Origin of the sequence: Brevibacillus sp. SAFN-007a, from assembly GCF_051967035.1 — a bacterium.
Taxonomy (GTDB): Bacteria; Bacillota; Bacilli; order Brevibacillales; family Brevibacillaceae; genus Brevibacillus.
In genome coordinates, this window is the sequence record NZ_JBQCKK010000001.1 from 203311 (window position 1) to 219863 (window position 16553).

Consider the following 16553-nt stretch of genomic DNA (forward strand, 5'->3'; position numbering starts at 1 on the left):
CCTTATTCTATTGTAGGGTTTAGCTCATGTAATCAACATTGCTAGTGCGTAGGGGAGATTGTGTATGACAACCAATCACTATGACGTTGTTATTGTAGGTGCCGGACTGGCTGGTCTTTCCAGTGCCGCCTACCTGTCGTCGAAAGGCAAAAAGGTTTTGGTTTTGGAGCGCGGACAATTGGGTGGACGTGCCGTTACCATGAAGATCAAGGGCTTTAACTTCAACTTCGGTGCTCACGCCATTTATGCACGCGACAGCTCCGTTCTGAGAACGTTCGAAAAAGAACTCGGACTCAACATTGACTGGCAAGACTTCAATCCGACAAAAGCAAAGTACGATATCGGGGACGATTTGACTGCCGTTCCTTCCAACGTGCAAGGACTTTTCCAAACCAAGCTGTTAAAAGGAATGGACAAGGTATTATTTACGTTTGAGATTTTGAAAACGATGCTGAAAATGGAAAAGGGCCATCCGCACATGTCGATTCAGAAGTGGATGGAGAAAAAGCATGTCAGCGAAGATGTACAGGACATGATGCTGACGCTTGCATCCTCCAACTTCTTTACGCGCGAACCGGAAAAAATTCCGTCTGACGTATTCTTCACGTACTACAGCCGTCTGTTTACAACGAACAAGCCTGTAGCGTATATCGGCGGCGGTTGGCAGGCGCTGATTAACGAACTGGTTCGCGTCATTGAGGAAAACCAGGGCACGATCATGCTCAAGAACAAAGTCGAGCAGTTTCTTGTAGAAAATGATCGCGTGACGGGAGTGGCGACGCCAGAGGGCGAGTTTACGGCTGATGAGTTTGTCTGCTGTATTCCGCCGAGGGAAATGGCAAAAGTATTCGCAGGAACACGTCTGGAGCACGCGATTGCCCAGCATGCCGAATACGAGCCGACAGTCGTCATGGTGTATGACATTGGGCTGAAAGAGCGGATCGATGTGCCGTTCTCCTACATCTACGACAAGCAAAACAATATTTTCATCACAGATATCTCGTACTACGACCGTACTTGTGTGCCGGAGGGCGGACAGCTGTTGCAGGCAACCGCTTATATGCGCCAGGATGAGGTGGGCAACAAGGAAGCAGCGGACATTCGCAAGCAGCAGATCGAAAACCTGTACGACAAGCACTTCCCGGGCTGGCGCGAGCAACTGGTCGTTCCGCGTGTGTCTGCCCGTGCTGTTGTCCAGGAGATCAAATGGACGATGAATCAAAAGCCGATGCCTACTTTCTTCCCCGACTATCGCAACCTGTTCTTTGCAGGGGACTGGTGCGAAGGTCAAGGCCAGCTTTCCGAGTTGTCCTTCTCCAGCGCATGGCAAGTATCCAATCTCATCTTGGAAAAAGATCAATAAAGGCGAAGCAAGCGGGTTCTTTCTTTTCGTGGGAAAAGGAAGAACCCGCTTTTTGGCGTGGTCAGCCCAAAAGCCAGACCTTACAAGAAAAAGCCCGTCCGGGAAAACGGATGAGCGGCGCGCCTACGCTTGCGGCGGGCCGTACGTTTCGTACAGCAGGCTGCCGATGCGTGCCATGACACGGGCAGCATCCCGTTGCGGCAGCCCCTTGTTGAGCAGGGAGACGCTGATAGCGTGTGGTCCTGTATAGAAAATCCCGACATCATGCGTAATTTTCGAGACGGAGCCTGTTTTGTTCGCAAACTCCCATTTGGGCAGCATCCCGATGATGGCGCCGTCCGGATCGGGCAACAGAGAGGGGAAGCGGTCACGATGCTGCTGCTGTTTTAACATCGCGATCATTTTCAGACAGCTGTCGTAGGAAACGACTGTACCCGTCGCCAGGCAGCGCAGGTGACTGCCGATGTCTGCTGCCGTAATCTCGTTGAACCCGGCAAGCTCGGCCGGCCTGACCATCAGCTTGTGGAAAAAGGTACTGTTTTCCATGCCGGTTTTGCGCATGACGCTGCGGATGATGTCTCTTCCGACCAGGTCGATCATCATGTTGGTGGCGGTGTTGTCGCTCTGGATCATCATCAACGTGACGAGGTCGTACACGGTGAATTCCGTCCCGGGCGTCATGTGCTGCAAGACGCCTGCTCCCCCCACGAGATCGTCCCGGCGCAGCCTGAGCCTGTCTTCCAAAGCGAACTTGCCGGCATACGCCTCGGCGAATACGGCGGTCATGATCGGCACCTTGATGACGCTTGCGGCGTAGAAGCGCTGCTTTTCGTTGATGGTGAGCGTTTCGTTTGTCCGCAAATCTTCCAGATAGATGCCCCACTCGCCGCCAGCGGCTTCGCAGAGCTTGGAAACAGGGGGAAAAAGACCGGATAGCACAAGGCCCATCTCCTTTTTAGTTATATAGACAAAATTTTCTAAAGATACTATGATTGAATCATGTTTGCAGCAATCATGCAAATCATTCCGGAACAAAGGGTTGCTGACAGTAGTGGCCGCCGCAAGAAACGGCGGAAAAAGGCGGACTTCCCGGGGGCTGCAAAATAGACCCGGAAGCCATAAGGGAGTGACTGGCGTGCGTCCGATCATTGGTGTCGCGTGTACGAAAATGGTTTTCCCGAATCACCATCTCGACCCGTTTTTCTATGTCGGGTCCGGCTATGTGGACGGAGTGGCCCGCGCTGGCGGCATTCCGCTCATCCTGCCGCTGTTGACCGTACAGGAAGCGCCGTTCCGGGAGATGATCGAGTCCCTCGACGGGCTGATCCTGACGGGCGGCGACGATCCTGCCCCGCATCTGTACGGGGAAGAGCCGCTGCAAGGGCTGGGGAACATCGAATACGAACGGGACCTGGCCGAGCTTGCCGTAATCAAGCTGGCGCTGGAGCTGAAAAAGCCGATTCTGGGCATTTGCCGGGGCATGCAGATCGTGAATGTAGCGTGTGGCGGCACGCTCATTCAGGATATTCCCAGTCAGGTTCCGGGAGCTTTTCAGCACGCGCAAAAAGGCTCCCGGGAGTACGGCGCGCATAAGGTCACACTCAAGCCTGGCTTTCTGGCGGATGCGCTCGGGCAGCAGGAGGTGCTGGTGAACACCTCTCACCACCAGGCGGTCAAAGACGTGGCCCCCGGCTTCCAGGTGACGGGAAGCGCGGCTGACGGAGTGATCGAGGCCATCGAGAGTCTTGACGGGCTCGTGATCGGCGTACAGTGGCATCCTGAGCGGATGTGGGCGCACGACAGCCAGATGCTGAAAATCGCCGAGGCCTTTATTGCCCGGGCAAAGCAGCAAAAGCAGCAAAGCCAGCAAAAGCGGCAAGCGAAGTAAGCGACAGAAAAACAGGTCCATCGCATTCCGGACAGATACCCGTCCTGCTGCCAGCAGGGCGGTTTTTTCATAGGGGCAACGACGGCGGCGCGTCGCCTATGGCTTGGTGCAGCTGCGTTTGCTCGTGCCGGGCTGGCGTGCGGCCAGACCGAGCCTGTAAGTCTGCCCCCAATCGGTGTATACTGGTCCTACGAGGTGAGAGCCATGTTACCAGTCGGAGCAAAAGCCCCGGTCTTCACGGCAAACAGCACAAAAGGTCCGGTAGACCTGGGAGAATATGTCGGCAAGCAAACCATCGTTCTGGTATTTTACCCGGGCGACGATACGCCCGTTTGCACCAGGCAGCTGTGCGCCCTTCAGGACAACTACGCGAGCTTGCAGCAGAAAAACACGGTTGTCTTCGGCGTCAATCCGGGGGAGTTGGGCAAAAAGCAGGCGTTTTCGGAAAAGTTTCAGTACGCTTTTCCGCTGATCGTAGACGATGGCGAAACCATCCGCGAGGCATATGATGTAGGAAAAATTCTCGGCCTGTTTTTTCAGCAGCGCATTGTCTACATCATCGGCAGGGACGGGACGATCGTGTATGCGAAAAAAGGCAATCCGCCCGTATCCGAGCTGCTTGCCGTGATCGAAGCGCAAGGGCAGTAAAGCGGCCGTAGTGGGGGGAGATATCCACCGCTTGCGTCGAAGGAGCAAAACAGGGATAATACAAATGAGAATGTATGTTTGGTGGTTATCCGTCATGAAAAAAATCCTTCACCTGGATATTGACGCTTTTTTCGCCAGCGTAGAGCAGCTGGATCGGCCGGAACTGCGCGGAAAGCCCGTGATTGTAGGCGGGCCTGCCAATCGCGGGGTTGTCTCGACGTGCAGCTACGAGGCGCGCAAATACGGCGTGCGCTCGGCCATGCCGATGGCGCTGGCGCGGAAAAAATGCCCGCAGGGTGTGTACCTTCCCGTCCGCTACAGCCGCTATGCAGAAAAATCCGCGGAAGTCAGAGAAATTTTTGCTTCCTATACGACACGCTACCAAACGGTCGGTCTCGACGAGGCGTACCTGGATGTGTCCCACTACGCGAATGCCGTGCCTGTTGCCCGCGAGTTGAAAGAGCGGATCAAACGGGAGACGGGCCTTACCTGTAGCATCGGGCTTTCCTATAATATGTCGCTCGCCAAAATCGCCAGCGATTTGAAAAAGCCGGACGCCTTTGTCATCATCCGGTCTGAGGAGGCATTGGAGGTCCTGCGACCGCTGCCGATCGGAACGCTGCATGGAGTCGGCAAAAAGTCGCAGGAGTTGCTCGCCAAAAAGGGCATCGAGACGGTGGAGGACTTTTGGCGGCTCTCGCTGGATGAGGTTGTCCAGCTGTTCGGCAAGTTCGGACGTTCCTTGTACCACCGGGCCAGGGGCGAAGACAACCGCGAGATCGTGATGGACCGCGTGCCCAAGTCGACGAGCCGTGAAACGACGCTGCCTTTTGATTTGTACGACCGCGAATCGATCGCGCCGATTGCGCTTTCGCTCTTGCGGGAGATCGAGGAGGACGTTCGTCAGGAAGGAGTCGAGCCGCAGACGATCACGCTCAAGATCAAGTACGCCGACTTCACGCAACGAACGAAGCAGCACAAGGCAGTCGCCGGAGCCAACTGGCAGGAGTTGTTGGAAGAGTTGCTCGATGCCTTCGATTATTCGCAAGGGGTGAGACTGGTGGGCGTCGGCTTTTCCCATTTTGTCGAACCGCAACAAGAGCGCTACGAGCAGCTTACGCTGTTTCCGTGGAAGCTCGGGAGATAGGGAGGGAAGGGATGGAGGCGGACCATGCGTTTCACTGTTGTGCGACCTGTGTTCATTTTCGCGTGGAAAAAGCGCCTGGCGGTGTAACCTATCGCTGTTCGCGTCTCACCTACGAGACGCGGCCAGACTATCGCTTCCAATGCTGGACCCCGACGGAGCGGGTCAGACGGCTGATGGCGTCCAGACAAGAGCAATTCCGGAGCGAATGAAAGACAACAAACCCCCCGTTGCCACGGTTCGCGTGACAGCGGGGGGTATTTGCTTCGGGGCGGACGGCGGACGGCTGGCGACGGGGCGAGCGCGTTTCGTCGGGGCATTGCAAGGCTTCAGGACGAATGCATGTTGCCCTTTTGGGTGGAATAGCGCCCGGTTTTGCTCGCTTTCAACTGCATGAACAACAGGATACCGAAGCCGAGCACGGTTGCCGCGACTGCGAGGATAGCCGAGGATATCGGCAGCAAGTCCGTCAAAATGCCGCCAGCCAGTGGTCCTGCCACCATGCCGATCCCGTGGAACATGTTGAACAGGGAGTAGGCCGTGCCGTAAGCGCCGCTTCCCCCTCGGTCGATGATGCCCCCCAGTGTCGGGAGGGTAGGGGACAGGGTGAAGCCGATGCTCGCCCCGATCAGCGCCATCGCGATGCCTGCTTGCCACAGCGAGTCGGCCCACACCAAGAATGGCAGGAAGACAGCGAGCATGATAATCCCGACGAACATGAGGGTGTACGGGTTCCAGCGGTTGGACAAGGAGCCTGCTACCGGGGCAATCAATCCGTATGCCAATGTCATCGCGGCAAACAACAGGCCGATCGCAGTCGGCGTGCTGCCGAGCTTCTCCGTCAAAAAGACAGGCAACGTCGGCTCCAACAGACAAAGCGAGATTTCCGCAAGCAGGACGATCCCGGCGATGAAGACGACCTGCGGATTGCGCAAAAATCCGCCGATTTCCAGTTTTTCGCTGGCTGTGCGCGTCCCTTCTTCCTTGAGGAACAAATACACCAGCACGAGGTTGACGACAGTGAAGGCGGCAGCTGCGAGGAACGGCGTCCGGTGATCGCTGATTTCAAACAGCCAGCCGCCAATCGGCGCGCCCAGCAAGGTGCCCGTGGAGATTGCGGTCAGCGCCGTTCCCATGACGGCTCCGCGCATTTGGGGCGGAAACAGGTCCGCGAGCAAGGCGAGAGCCGTCGGCCAGGTCGCCGCTGCAGCGATCCCTTGCACGAAGCGGGCCGTAATCAAGAGGGCCATCGTTTCCGCAAAAGCGAACAGCAGCGTGGAAGCCGCAAGCCCGATCAAGCCGATGAGCAGCACGGTCCGTCTGCCCAACCGGTCAGAGACCGGCCCGAAGATCGGTGTCGCAAACAGCATGGCGACCGCATAGCTGCTGAACAGGACGCCCATCATGGTTGCGGATGGTTGCAGCGTCGCAGAAAAATAAGGAACAATCGGAATCAACAGGCTGTAGAGCAGCGTGTCGATGAATAAAATCAAAATCACAAACCATAAGCCGGTACGCTGCGGCTTTGTCATTTGCGTGAAACGCGCCATCGGTACCACCTCTTCTCAATCGTTGACTCTTTTACTCATAAAACTATTTTTGTTTTATTCGTTTCCGCAAAAAAGAGGAATAAAAGGAGTCACCTTTTATCCACGGGCACGAGGCCGTACAACAAAACGTCCACAATCGCGGCCAAAGCTTCCGATACGGTAATCTGGTTCTGCATGTAGAAGCGCTGGTCCAGCGTCGAGTTGACGGCGTCCACGATCAGCTTCATCATCAGCGTCACGTTCCGATTGACGATCAGCCCTTCCTTGATTCCTTGCTCGATCAGTCCGCGCAGCGTCTGCCAGTCGTCCGAGAGCGCGGAGTCGATCAGCGCCCATTGCTCCGGATAGTAGCGCTTCATCTGTTCGAGAATGCGCAGATCGTAAAATTCGTAGTGTGTCGGCAACACCATCATGACGCCTTTGATTTTATCGAGCAGAGAAAGTCGGTCGTCATCGAGAATTTGCTGCGTTTTTTCATCGGCCTCCGCAAAGGTTTGGGAGATGATCGTTTCGAGAATCTCCACCTTCGAGGAAAAGTGCTCATAGAGCGTACGCTTGCTGATGCCGAGCCTGCGGGCCAGGTCGTCCATGGAGAACTTCATGCCCTTGTCTCTGATCTCTTCAATGAACCCTTTCATGATCCGGTCTCTCATCACCACACCCCCTGTCTCCTAACTGTAAAACGAATTAAACAAAAATAGTTTTCTTGGTGTCTACATTATGGCATAGAAGCGCTGTCCATGGCAAGCGGCGTCTGACGTTTTTCTTTTGCAACTGAGTGGTCGATTATGGTATAGTAGGTGCCGAAATCGCGGTTGATGGCTGCACATCATTTGGAGGTGCTCCGTGTTTTTAAACAAGCTGATGCCCAATCAGTTCGTAGAGTCTATCCACCACATTGATATAGATCAATTGAAACGAAATAAAATCCGCGCGGTGATAACCGATTTGGACAATACCCTTGTGGAATGGGACAGGCCAGAGGCTACTCCCGAGGTAATCGACTGGCTGGCCCGCCTGCACAACGCAGGCATCCAGGTCACGGTGGTGTCCAACAACAACAGGGAGCGCGTCCGGCGCTTCTGTGCACCGCTCGATCTCGGTTTTATTTGCGCGGCGCGAAAGCCGACAAACCGCGCCTTTTTGCAGGCCGTTCGGCAAATGAATGTGACGATTGCCGAGACGGTCGTGATCGGCGATCAATTGTTTACCGATGTGCTGGGAGGAAATCGGCTGGGGTTTCACACGATCCTGGTCGTACCGGTGGCCCAGACGGACGGTTTCTGGACGCGCTTTAACCGTCAGATGGAGCGCGTGGCTTTGAACTGGATGGAAAGGAAAGGAATGGTTTCGTGGAGGAGAAAAGCATGACGGAACAATCAATCGGCACGTGTGCCGGCTGTGGTATTGCGATTCAAACCGAGGATGCGAAAAAGCCCGGCTATGCGCCTGCATCGGCGCTGGACCGCAAAGTGGTGATCTGCCAGCGTTGCTTTCGCATCAAGCACTACAATGAAGTGGCGCCAGTCGCGATGGGCGACGACGACTTCCTGAAAATTTTACACGGCATCGGCTCGACGGAGTCGCTGGTCGTCATGGTCGTCGATATTTTCGACTTCCAAGGCTCCTGGCTCAGAGGCTTGCCGCGCTTTGTCGGCAACAACCCGATTTTGCTCGTCGGCAACAAGGTGGATCTCTTGCCGAAAAATATCAACCTGAACCGCGTACGCAACTGGATGCAGCACGAAGCCAAGGAGCGCGGCCTGCGCCCGGAAGACATCGTGCTCATCAGCGCGCAAAAAGGGCAGCATATCGACGAGCTGCTCAGACGGATCGGCGAGCTGCGCAAAGGACGCGATGTGTACATCGTCGGCGTGACCAATGTCGGCAAGTCGACGATGATTAACCGCATCCTGCACGACTACGGAGCGGCAGAGCTTGAGATTACGACTTCGCCGTTCCCCGGCACGACATTGGACAAAATCGAGATTCCGCTCGAAGACGGGCGCTCCATTTTTGATACGCCGGGCATTATCAACCGCGATCAGATCGGACACATGATTTCTCCGGCCGATCTGCGGAAAATTACGCCCAAGAGCCGGATCAACGCCAAGGTGTACCAGCTCGAAGACGAGCAAACCTTGTTCCTCGGCGGACTTGTCCGCATCGATTTTGTGCGCGGACCGAAGCAGCCGTTTGTCATCTACGTCGACAACGACCTGTACATTCATCGCACCAAGCTGGAAAAGGCCGACGACGTGTTGCAAAAGCATCACGGCACATTGCTGGTGCCGCCGACAGGGGAAGAAGCGGCCAAAGCCTTGCCGCCGTTCGTGAAGCATACGTTCAAGGTCAAGCAGTCGCAAATTCCTACGGATATCGTCATTTCCGGTTTGGGCTGGGTGACCCTTCAAGGCAAGCACGAAGCAAACGTCGTGGTGCACGCGCCAAAAGGGGTAAGCGTGGGCATGCGCAGAGGGCTGATCTAGCTTTTTGGAAAGCGCCCTGCGTCAGGGCGGTCAATGCTTGCCGCCACAAGCTAGAGAGAGAAGCTACGGGGGAGGATAAGCTCCATGATTACGAGCAAAACACAGTTGGTCGGCCTGTTTGGACATCCGGTATCCCATTCGCAGTCTCCGATGATGCACAACGCTGCTTTTAAAGAGGCGGGACTCGGATTTGCCTACGCGGCTTTCGACGTCGAACCGGAAGTGCTGGAGGACGCGGTAGCGGGGATTCGCGCATTGGGCCTTCGCGGGATTAACGTCACGATCCCGCACAAGGTCGCGATCATGCCGATGCTTGATGAAATCGATCCGCTGGCGAAGCGAATTGGCGCCGTCAACACGGTGGTTTGTCAAGAGGGCAGGCTGATCGGCTACAATACAGACGGCATGGGCTACGTCCGCTCCCTTGTGGAAGAGACGGGCATTGTGCTGGACAAGCAAATCGTCACCATGATGGGCGCGGGCGGTGCTGCCCGTGCCGTTGCGTTTACGCTCGCCGAACAAGGCGTGAAGGAAATCCGCATCATTAATCGCTCGCGGGAAAGAGCCGCCGTGCTGGCCGAGCATGTAGGCGCCCTCGTCCCGACGAAAATCGTAGAACAGGGCGAAGGAAAAGACGCGATCGCAGATTCCTCGCTTTTGATTAATACGACGTCCATCGGGATGCTGCCAAATGTGCAGGACACCCCGGTGCCAGCCGACTGGCTTCATTCCGGGCTGATTGTCAGCGACCTGATTTACAACCCGCTGGAGACAAGACTGCTCCGCGAAGCGCAGGCGGTCGGGGCGACGGTTCACTCCGGCGTCGGCATGTTTGTAAACCAGGGCGCCCTGGCCTTTGAGCTGTGGACCGGAACGGAAGCGCCGACAGACATTATGCGCGAGGTCGTCTTGCAGCAACTGACGAAAACAACCTGATCGAATAGGATTGCAGGAATGAAAAGGAGGCATGCCGATGTTAACCGGCAAGCAAAAGCGCTTTTTGCGCGCAGAAGCTCATCATCTCACCCCGATTTTTCAGGTAGGAAAAGGCGGCGTGAATGAAAATATGATTACCCAGATCAAGGAAGCGCTGGAAGTGCGCGAACTGATTAAAGTCGCGATTTTGCAAAACAACACCGATGACAAGCATCAAGTAGCAGAAGAACTGGCAGCGGGCGCGGGGGCCGAGCTGGTGCAGCTGATCGGCCATACGGTTGTCTTGTACAAAGAGTCGCGGGAGCACAAGACCATCAAGCTGCCGTAAGTGATCGAGCACGATGAAGCACACACGAAAAAAAGTCGGGATCATGGGCGGCACGTTCGATCCCATCCATTGCGGCCACTTGCTGGCGGCAGAACAGGCCAGAGAGCAGGCTGGGCTTGACGAGGTCTGGTTTATGCCGGCGCACATTCCGCCGCACAAGAGCAGGGGGGGCCTGACAGCGGCGCAGCATCGCCTGCAAATGGTTCAGCTGGCCATCGCCGACCACGAGTCGTTTCGCGTAACGGATATCGAGCTGAACAGAAACGGCCCCTCTTACACGTACGATACGATGGTCCAGCTCACGCAACAGTTTCCTGATTGTCAGTTTTCTTTTATCATTGGGGGAGATATGGTCAAAATCTTGCCCAAATGGTACCAGTTCCCGCAGCTGATCCGCATGGTACGCTTTATCGGTCTGGCGCGGCCAGGCTCGGAGCCGGACCCGGAGGCGTGCGAGTACGTCACTTTTGTAGAGATGCCGGTCTGGGACATCTCTTCCACGTTAATCCGCGAAAAGGCGGCGGCGGGCAAAAGCATCCGCTACCTGGTACCTGATGCTGTGGAGCGTTATATAAAGGAGAACCGATTCTATGAAACTCTTGTCTAATCGGGAGGAGCTGCTTGCGCGCATTCGGGCGCACATGCACGAAAAGCGCTACAAGCATACGCTGGGGGTCGCCGAGTCTGCTCGTGAACTGGCACAGCGATACGGCGCGGATCCCGACAAAGCCGAGCTTGCCGGACTTTTGCACGACTACTGCAAATGCTGGCCCGTGGAGAAAATGTTCGAGATTCTCGTTCGCCACGATATGCCCACCGAGCTTCTGGAAGGGGAAAAAGAGCTGTGGCACGCCTTTGCCGCAGCGATCGTCATTCAGACTGATCTGGGGGTGACGGACCCGGATATTCTGCAAGCCGTCCGCTACCATACGACAGGGCGAGCCGGGATGTCCCTGTTAGAAAAAGTGGTTTGTGTGGCAGACTATATAGAACCGAACCGAAATTTTCCCGGCGTAGAGGAAATTCGCGCGCTGGCCGCAAAAGACCTCGATGCAGCCCTGGCGCTCGCTTTGGGAGGCACGATCCGGTTTTTGATAGAAAAGCAGAAGACGGTCTACCCGTTGACGCTTATCGCTTATAACGATCTGGTATCCCGCAAAGGAAAAGAAGGAGGGTTTTGATGGTTAAAACAGTAGAAGAGTTGGCTCGCTTGGTAGTGAAGGCAGCGGAAGACAAAAAGGCGGAAAATCTGAAGGTGCTGGACATCAGCAAGCTTTCGGTGATTGCAGACTACTTCATGATCTGCCACGGAAACAACGAGCGGCAAGTACAGGCGATCGTGCGCGAAATTCGCGATCAAGCCCATAAGAACGGCTTTGACGTGCGCGGTATTGAAGGCGCGGATGAAGGGCGCTGGGTGCTGGTGGACCTTGGCGATATCGTGATTCACGTCTTCCACCGCGAAGACCGGGAGTTTTACAACCTGGAACGCCTGTGGAAGGATGCCGAAGAAGTGTCCTTCCCAGCGCAAGGGTAACAACGAATGGCATACGCACATATGGCCGCAGTCTACGACAGGCTGATGGCGGACACGCCCTACGATCAATGGCTGGACTGGGTGGAGCGCACCTGGAAAAAGGGAGAGGCCCCCAGACGAGTCATTGATCTCGGCTGCGGGACGGGAGCGATCGCGATTCCCCTGGCCAAACGAGGCTACCGCGTCACAGGCGTCGATCTGTCTGCCGAGATGCTGGCGATTGCCTACGACAAAATGCGGCAGGAGCAAGTAGAAGTGACGTGGGTCGAGCAGGATATGCGCGCGCTTTCCGTGCCGGAGGCAGACGCGGTCATCTCCCTGTGCGACTCCCTCAGCTACCTGACGGAAGAAGCGGACGTGCAGGAGACGTTTCGGCGCGTCTTCGCGCACCTTGCTCCGGGGGGAAGCTTTTTGTTTGACGTGCACAGCCCGTACAAAATGCTGCATGTTTTCGGAGACGAGACATTTACCTACGTCGATGATGAGGTTTCGTACATTTGGCAATGTTTTTGCGATCCGCTGCGCCTGGAGGTCGAGCACCAGCTTACCTTTTTCGTGCGCCAGCCAAACGGCTTGTACGAGCGGCTGGAGGAGGAGCACTGGCAAAGAGCCTATCAGCCGGTTCAGTTGATGCGCTGGCTGGCCGAAGCGGGCTTTGTCGACATCGTCATTACGGCAGACTATTCGGATTTGCCGCCGCAGGAAACGAGCGAGCGCCTGTTTTTTGCCGCTCGCAAGCCGTAGCATTTGACACGGCTGGTTCCCATTGACTATAATGGCGTTATAACTGCAAATTTCGACGCGTTTGAAGAGGAATAGTAGGAATAGCCCCCGCGCATAAAGAGAGTTGACGGCAGGTGCAAGTCAACCCGGGACTATCTGAACTCGCCTCTAAGCACTTGCCCCGAAGGCCGTTTTGGACGGCTGCGTAAGGGTGAGCGGCTCATCCCCGTTACGGATTACAAGTGGGTGAATGCTTGGCCATTCGCCAATCTGGGTGGTACCGCGGGAATGGAAACAAAACCTCTCGTCCCTTTCGTAGAACGAATAGGACGCGGGGTTTTTTTGTTTGGTCGAAAAGGAGTTAGCGAGATTCGGCAACAGCTTGGCACTGCCAAGTTTTCACATTACCTATTTTCATTTTCAAGATGGGAGTGCTCTACCATGGTTTTCAGTCATCGCGATATCGAAAAAAAATGGCAACAATACTGGGAGCAGAACAAGACCTTTAAAACCTCTGACGACCCGGGCAAGAAAAAGTTTTACGCGCTCGATATGTTCCCGTATCCATCCGGTGCCGGACTGCACGTCGGACATCCGGAGGGCTATACGGCTACCGATATTTTGTCCCGCATGAAGCGGATGCAAGGGTACAACGTGCTCCATCCAATGGGCTGGGATGCGTTCGGCCTGCCAGCCGAGCAATACGCGCTCGATACCGGGAACGACCCTGCGGAGTTTACGGAGAAAAACATCAATACCTTCCGCCGCCAGATCAAGTCGCTGGGCTTCTCCTACGACTGGGACAGAGAGATCAACACGACCGACCCGAGCTACTACAAATGGACCCAGTGGATTTTTACGAAGCTGTATGAACACGGCCTGGCGTATATCGACGAAGTAGCGGTGAACTGGTGCCCGGCGCTGGGAACCGTTCTGGCCAACGAGGAAGTCATTGACGGCAAAAGCGAGCGTGGCGGTCATCCGGTCGAACGCCGTCCAATGAAGCAGTGGGTACTGAAAATTACCGCGTACGCGGAAAGACTGCTCGAAGATCTGGAAGAGCTGGACTGGCCGGAGAGCATCAAGGAAATGCAGCGCAACTGGATCGGCCGTTCCGAGGGGGCAGAGATTACGTTTGCCATTGATGGGCACGACCTGAACTTCACTGTCTTCACGACCCGCCCTGATACGCTCTACGGCGCTACCTATGCCGTACTCGCGCCGGAGCACAAGCTGGTTGAACAGATTACGACGCCGGAGCAGCGAGCAACGGTGGAAGCGTACCTGGAGCAGACCAAGCGCAAAACCGACCTGGAGCGTACCGATCTGGCAAAAGAAAAGACAGGGGTATTCACAGGCGCGTATGCCATCAACCCGGTTAACGGCGAGCGTCTGCCGATCTGGATCGCGGATTACGTGCTTGTCAGCTACGGAACCGGAGCGATCATGGCGGTACCGGCGCACGATGAGCGCGACTACGAGTTCGCCAAAACCTATGACCTGCCGATCAAAGCGGTGATTGCAGGCGGAGACATTGCCAAGGAAGCGTACACCGGCGACGGGGAACACATCAACTCGGGCATGCTCGATGGCCTGAACAAGGAACAGGCGATCAACAAAATGATCGAATGGCTGGAAAAAGAAGGAAAAGGCAGCCGCAAAGTGACCTACCGTCTGCGCGACTGGCTGTTCAGCCGTCAACGCTATTGGGGCGAGCCGATTCCGATTCTGCATCTGGAAGACGGCACGATGAAAGCTGTGCCGGAATCCGAATTGCCGATCATGCTGCCCAAAACCAAAGAAATCAAGCCGTCCGGGACAGGCGAATCGCCGCTCGCGAACATCACCGACTGGCTGAACACCGTCGACCCGGAAACAGGCATGAAAGCGCGTCGCGAGACCAACACCATGCCGCAGTGGGCGGGCAGCTGCTGGTACTTCCTGCGCTTTATCGATCCGCACAACGACCAAGCCTTGGCGGACCCGGAAAAGCTGAAAGAATGGCTGCCGGTCGACATCTACATCGGCGGTGCAGAACACGCGGTCCTGCACTTGCTCTACTCCCGCTTCTGGCACAAATTCCTGTACGACATCGGAGTCGTGCCGACCAAGGAGCCGTTCCAAAAGCTGTATAACCAGGGCATGATCCTCGGGGAAAACAACGAAAAAATGAGCAAGTCCAAAGGCAACGTCGTCAACCCGGACGATATCGTCAACAGCCACGGCGCCGACACGCTCCGTCTGTACGAAATGTTCATGGGGCCGCTGGATGCGTCCATCGCCTGGTCGACCAAAGGTCTCGATGGCGCGCGCCGTTTCCTGGATCGCGTATACCGTCTGTTCGTGCAGGACAACGGCGAGTTGAACCCGAAAATCGTCGATACGGCAAAACCGACCAGCATGGAGCGCGTCTACCATCAAACCGTGAAAAAAGTGACGGAGGACTACGAAGCGCTGCGTTTCAATACCGCGATCTCCCAACTGATGGTATTTGTCAACGAAGCCTACAAAGCAGACGTCCTGCCGAAAACCTATATGGAAGACTTCGTGAAAATGCTGTCCCCGATCACGCCGCATCTGGGCGAGGAGCTGTGGGAGAAGCTGGGCCACAAAGAAACCATCGCTTACGAGCCATGGCCTACTTACGACGAATCGAAGCTGGTCGAGGACGAAGTGGAAATCGTCATCCAGATCAACGGCAAAAACAAGGAAAAATTGCTCATTGCCTCCGATTCGACCAAGGAACAAATGGAAGAGCTGGCACTTGGCAACGAGCTGATTCAGGAACTGATCGCTGGCAAGACGATCGTCAAAATCATTGCCGTTCCTGGCAAGCTGGTCAATATTGTGGTCCGTTAATCCATCCGGACGCTCCAAAAACGACGGATGGATGATGGATGCTCTGCGCCCGGTAGCATGTAGGGGAGCAAACGGGCGCGGGGCGTCACGCCAAAAGAAAAAGGAGGGGAGCCTGTCAGTTGGACAGGTGTCCGCTCCTTTTTTGTTTGCTTTTTGTTTGCTGCCAGCGCTCCATGCTGCCGTGCTGGTCGCCGGTTGCGTTTTGGGGCTTGCTCCTGCCAGTTCCCCAGGAACGCCTTCAGCTCCTCCTACCGCGGCTGTTCGTTCAAATAACGGTCGAGCAGCTCCTGATCCTCGGCGAACTTCGCCCGCGTGCGCCGGAATACTTCCGCAAAAATGCCGGGCACCTTGCTTTGCAGAGGAATCAAGCCTTCGCCGGTGATTCCACCGGGGACGCAGACGCGTTGTTGCAGGGTGGGAAGCGTGAACTTTTCTTCACGCAACAGATCGGCTACCCCGATCAGCATCTGCGAGGTCAAATAGGTAGCGGCTTCTGTCGAGATGCCGGTCTCTTCCACGGCATCCTGGATCAGCTGCTGCAAAATATAGCTCAAAAACGCAGGACCGCAACTGGCGATGTCAGAGGTGATGCGCAAGAAAGGCTCGGTGATCTCGACAGGCGTGCTGATGTGGGCAAACAGGTGGCGGATGTAGTGACGCTGCTCCTCATCGGCGCGCGCACCGAATTCGCAAAGGCTGACGCCACTTTGTGCCGCGTTAGTAATACTGGGAACGACGCGGACGACGGCGCAGGGCACTTTTGACTCCAGATGCTCCAGCTTGATCGGGCTGGTAATGGTAATCAAAAGGTGTTCCGCCGTCAGGACAGGGGCAAGCTGCTCCAGGAGCACGCTGTATTCCAGCGGCTTGACACACAGCAGGATGATGTTGGCTTCTCTGGCCAAATCTACGTTGCTATGGGCGACCGCCAGCCCGCCAAGCCGTTTCGCGAGCTGTTCGGCTTTTTCGATCGTGCGGTTGCTAATGATGATCTGACCGGGAGACAGTGCTTTGGCGGACAGCAATGCTTCAATCAAGATACTGCCCATGCTGCCCGTACCAATGAACCCGATTTTATCCATGGGCAT

At 55.8% G+C, this 16553-nt stretch carries 18 protein-coding genes and 1 other annotated feature; of the genes, 14 read left to right on the top strand and 4 right to left on the bottom strand.

Annotated features, from left to right (window positions below; translation table 11 throughout):
* Positions 1 to 64: 64 nt before the first annotated feature.
* Positions 65 to 1363 carry a phytoene desaturase family protein gene (locus tag ACTHO6_RS01015; RefSeq protein ID WP_440238429.1) on the top strand — a complete coding sequence of 433 codons (1299 nt, stop codon included), beginning with the start codon at positions 65 to 67 and terminating at the stop codon, positions 1361 to 1363.
* Positions 1364 to 1486: 123 nt separating this feature from the next.
* Here the strand turns inward: ACTHO6_RS01015 and ACTHO6_RS01020 are convergent, their stop codons facing one another.
* A complete protein-coding gene (locus ACTHO6_RS01020; RefSeq protein ID WP_440238431.1) occupies positions 1487 to 2302 on the bottom strand; it encodes a serine hydrolase in 816 nt (271 codons plus the stop codon).
* Positions 2303 to 2498: 196 nt separating this feature from the next.
* Here ACTHO6_RS01020 and ACTHO6_RS01025 point away from each other — a divergent pair, with 196 nt between their 5' ends.
* From ACTHO6_RS01025 to ACTHO6_RS01040, 4 genes are all read left to right on the top strand, one after another.
* Positions 2499 to 3251: a gamma-glutamyl-gamma-aminobutyrate hydrolase family protein gene (locus ACTHO6_RS01025; RefSeq protein ID WP_440238433.1), complete on the top strand. Its 753-nt coding sequence runs from the start codon at positions 2499 to 2501 to the stop codon at positions 3249 to 3251.
* 204 nt (positions 3252 to 3455) lie between these two features.
* The gene (locus tag ACTHO6_RS01030; protein WP_440238435.1) at positions 3456 to 3899 is read left to right on the top strand and encodes a peroxiredoxin; all 444 of its coding nucleotides are present in this window, start codon (positions 3456 to 3458) and stop codon (positions 3897 to 3899) included.
* A 94-nt stretch (positions 3900 to 3993) separates the two neighbouring features.
* Complete coding sequence (locus ACTHO6_RS01035) at positions 3994 to 5046, top strand: DNA polymerase IV (protein WP_440238437.1); 1053 nt, start codon at positions 3994 to 3996, stop codon at positions 5044 to 5046.
* Between the two features lie 11 nt (positions 5047 to 5057).
* Positions 5058 to 5255: a hypothetical protein gene (locus tag ACTHO6_RS01040; protein ID WP_440238439.1), complete on the top strand. Its 198-nt coding sequence runs from the start codon at positions 5058 to 5060 to the stop codon at positions 5253 to 5255.
* Positions 5256 to 5372: 117 nt separating this feature from the next.
* Here ACTHO6_RS01040 and ACTHO6_RS01045 read toward each other — a convergent pair whose 3' ends face one another.
* Together ACTHO6_RS01045 and ACTHO6_RS01050 are read right to left on the bottom strand one after the other, a co-directional pair.
* Positions 5373 to 6593, bottom strand: coding sequence for an MFS transporter (locus tag ACTHO6_RS01045; protein ID WP_440238441.1), 1221 nt, complete (start codon positions 6591 to 6593; stop codon positions 5373 to 5375).
* Positions 6594 to 6682: 89 nt separating this feature from the next.
* Entirely contained in the window at positions 6683 to 7246 is a 564-nt protein-coding gene (locus ACTHO6_RS01050) for a TetR/AcrR family transcriptional regulator (RefSeq protein ID WP_440238443.1), read from the bottom strand.
* A gap of 193 nt (positions 7247 to 7439) precedes the next feature.
* Between ACTHO6_RS01050 and ACTHO6_RS01055 the strand changes: the two genes are divergently transcribed.
* From ACTHO6_RS01055 to leuS, 9 genes are all read left to right on the top strand, one after another.
* A complete protein-coding gene (locus ACTHO6_RS01055; RefSeq protein ID WP_440238445.1) occupies positions 7440 to 7964 on the top strand; it encodes a YqeG family HAD IIIA-type phosphatase in 525 nt (174 codons plus the stop codon).
* Positions 7961 to 9082, top strand: a complete 1122-nt coding sequence (yqeH, locus tag ACTHO6_RS01060; RefSeq protein WP_440238447.1) for a ribosome biogenesis GTPase YqeH — start codon at positions 7961 to 7963, stop codon at positions 9080 to 9082. Before ACTHO6_RS01055 ends, yqeH begins: the two co-directional genes overlap by 4 nt.
* Before the next feature lie 84 nt (positions 9083 to 9166).
* Positions 9167 to 10018 (top strand): shikimate dehydrogenase, encoded by an 852-nt coding sequence (locus ACTHO6_RS01065; RefSeq protein WP_440238449.1) that lies wholly within the window; start codon positions 9167 to 9169, stop codon positions 10016 to 10018.
* Positions 10019 to 10055: 37 nt separating this feature from the next.
* A complete protein-coding gene (yhbY, locus tag ACTHO6_RS01070) occupies positions 10056 to 10346 on the top strand; it encodes a ribosome assembly RNA-binding protein YhbY (protein ID WP_440238451.1) in 291 nt (96 codons plus the stop codon).
* A gap of 13 nt (positions 10347 to 10359) precedes the next feature.
* Positions 10360 to 10953: a nicotinate-nucleotide adenylyltransferase gene (locus tag ACTHO6_RS01075; protein WP_440238453.1), complete on the top strand. Its 594-nt coding sequence runs from the start codon at positions 10360 to 10362 to the stop codon at positions 10951 to 10953.
* The gene (yqeK, locus tag ACTHO6_RS01080; protein ID WP_440238455.1) at positions 10937 to 11527 is read left to right on the top strand and encodes a bis(5'-nucleosyl)-tetraphosphatase (symmetrical) YqeK; all 591 of its coding nucleotides are present in this window, start codon (positions 10937 to 10939) and stop codon (positions 11525 to 11527) included. Before ACTHO6_RS01075 ends, yqeK begins: the two co-directional genes overlap by 17 nt.
* Positions 11527 to 11883 carry a ribosome silencing factor gene (rsfS, locus tag ACTHO6_RS01085; RefSeq protein WP_440238457.1) on the top strand — a complete coding sequence of 119 codons (357 nt, stop codon included), beginning with the start codon at positions 11527 to 11529 and terminating at the stop codon, positions 11881 to 11883. Before yqeK ends, rsfS begins: the two co-directional genes overlap by 1 nt.
* A gap of 6 nt (positions 11884 to 11889) precedes the next feature.
* Positions 11890 to 12627, top strand: a complete 738-nt coding sequence (locus tag ACTHO6_RS01090) for a class I SAM-dependent DNA methyltransferase (protein WP_440238459.1) — start codon at positions 11890 to 11892, stop codon at positions 12625 to 12627.
* Positions 12628 to 12678: 51 nt separating this feature from the next.
* Positions 12679 to 12921: a binding site (T-box leader), on the top strand.
* 126 nt (positions 12922 to 13047) lie between these two features.
* Positions 13048 to 15465, top strand: a complete 2418-nt coding sequence (gene leuS / locus ACTHO6_RS01095; protein WP_440238461.1) for a leucine--tRNA ligase — start codon at positions 13048 to 13050, stop codon at positions 15463 to 15465.
* Positions 15466 to 15713: 248 nt separating this feature from the next.
* Here the strand turns inward: leuS and comER are convergent, their stop codons facing one another.
* Positions 15714 to 16547: a late competence protein ComER gene (gene comER, locus ACTHO6_RS01100; protein ID WP_440238463.1), complete on the bottom strand. Its 834-nt coding sequence runs from the start codon at positions 16545 to 16547 to the stop codon at positions 15714 to 15716.
* Positions 16548 to 16553 lie beyond the last annotated feature (6 nt).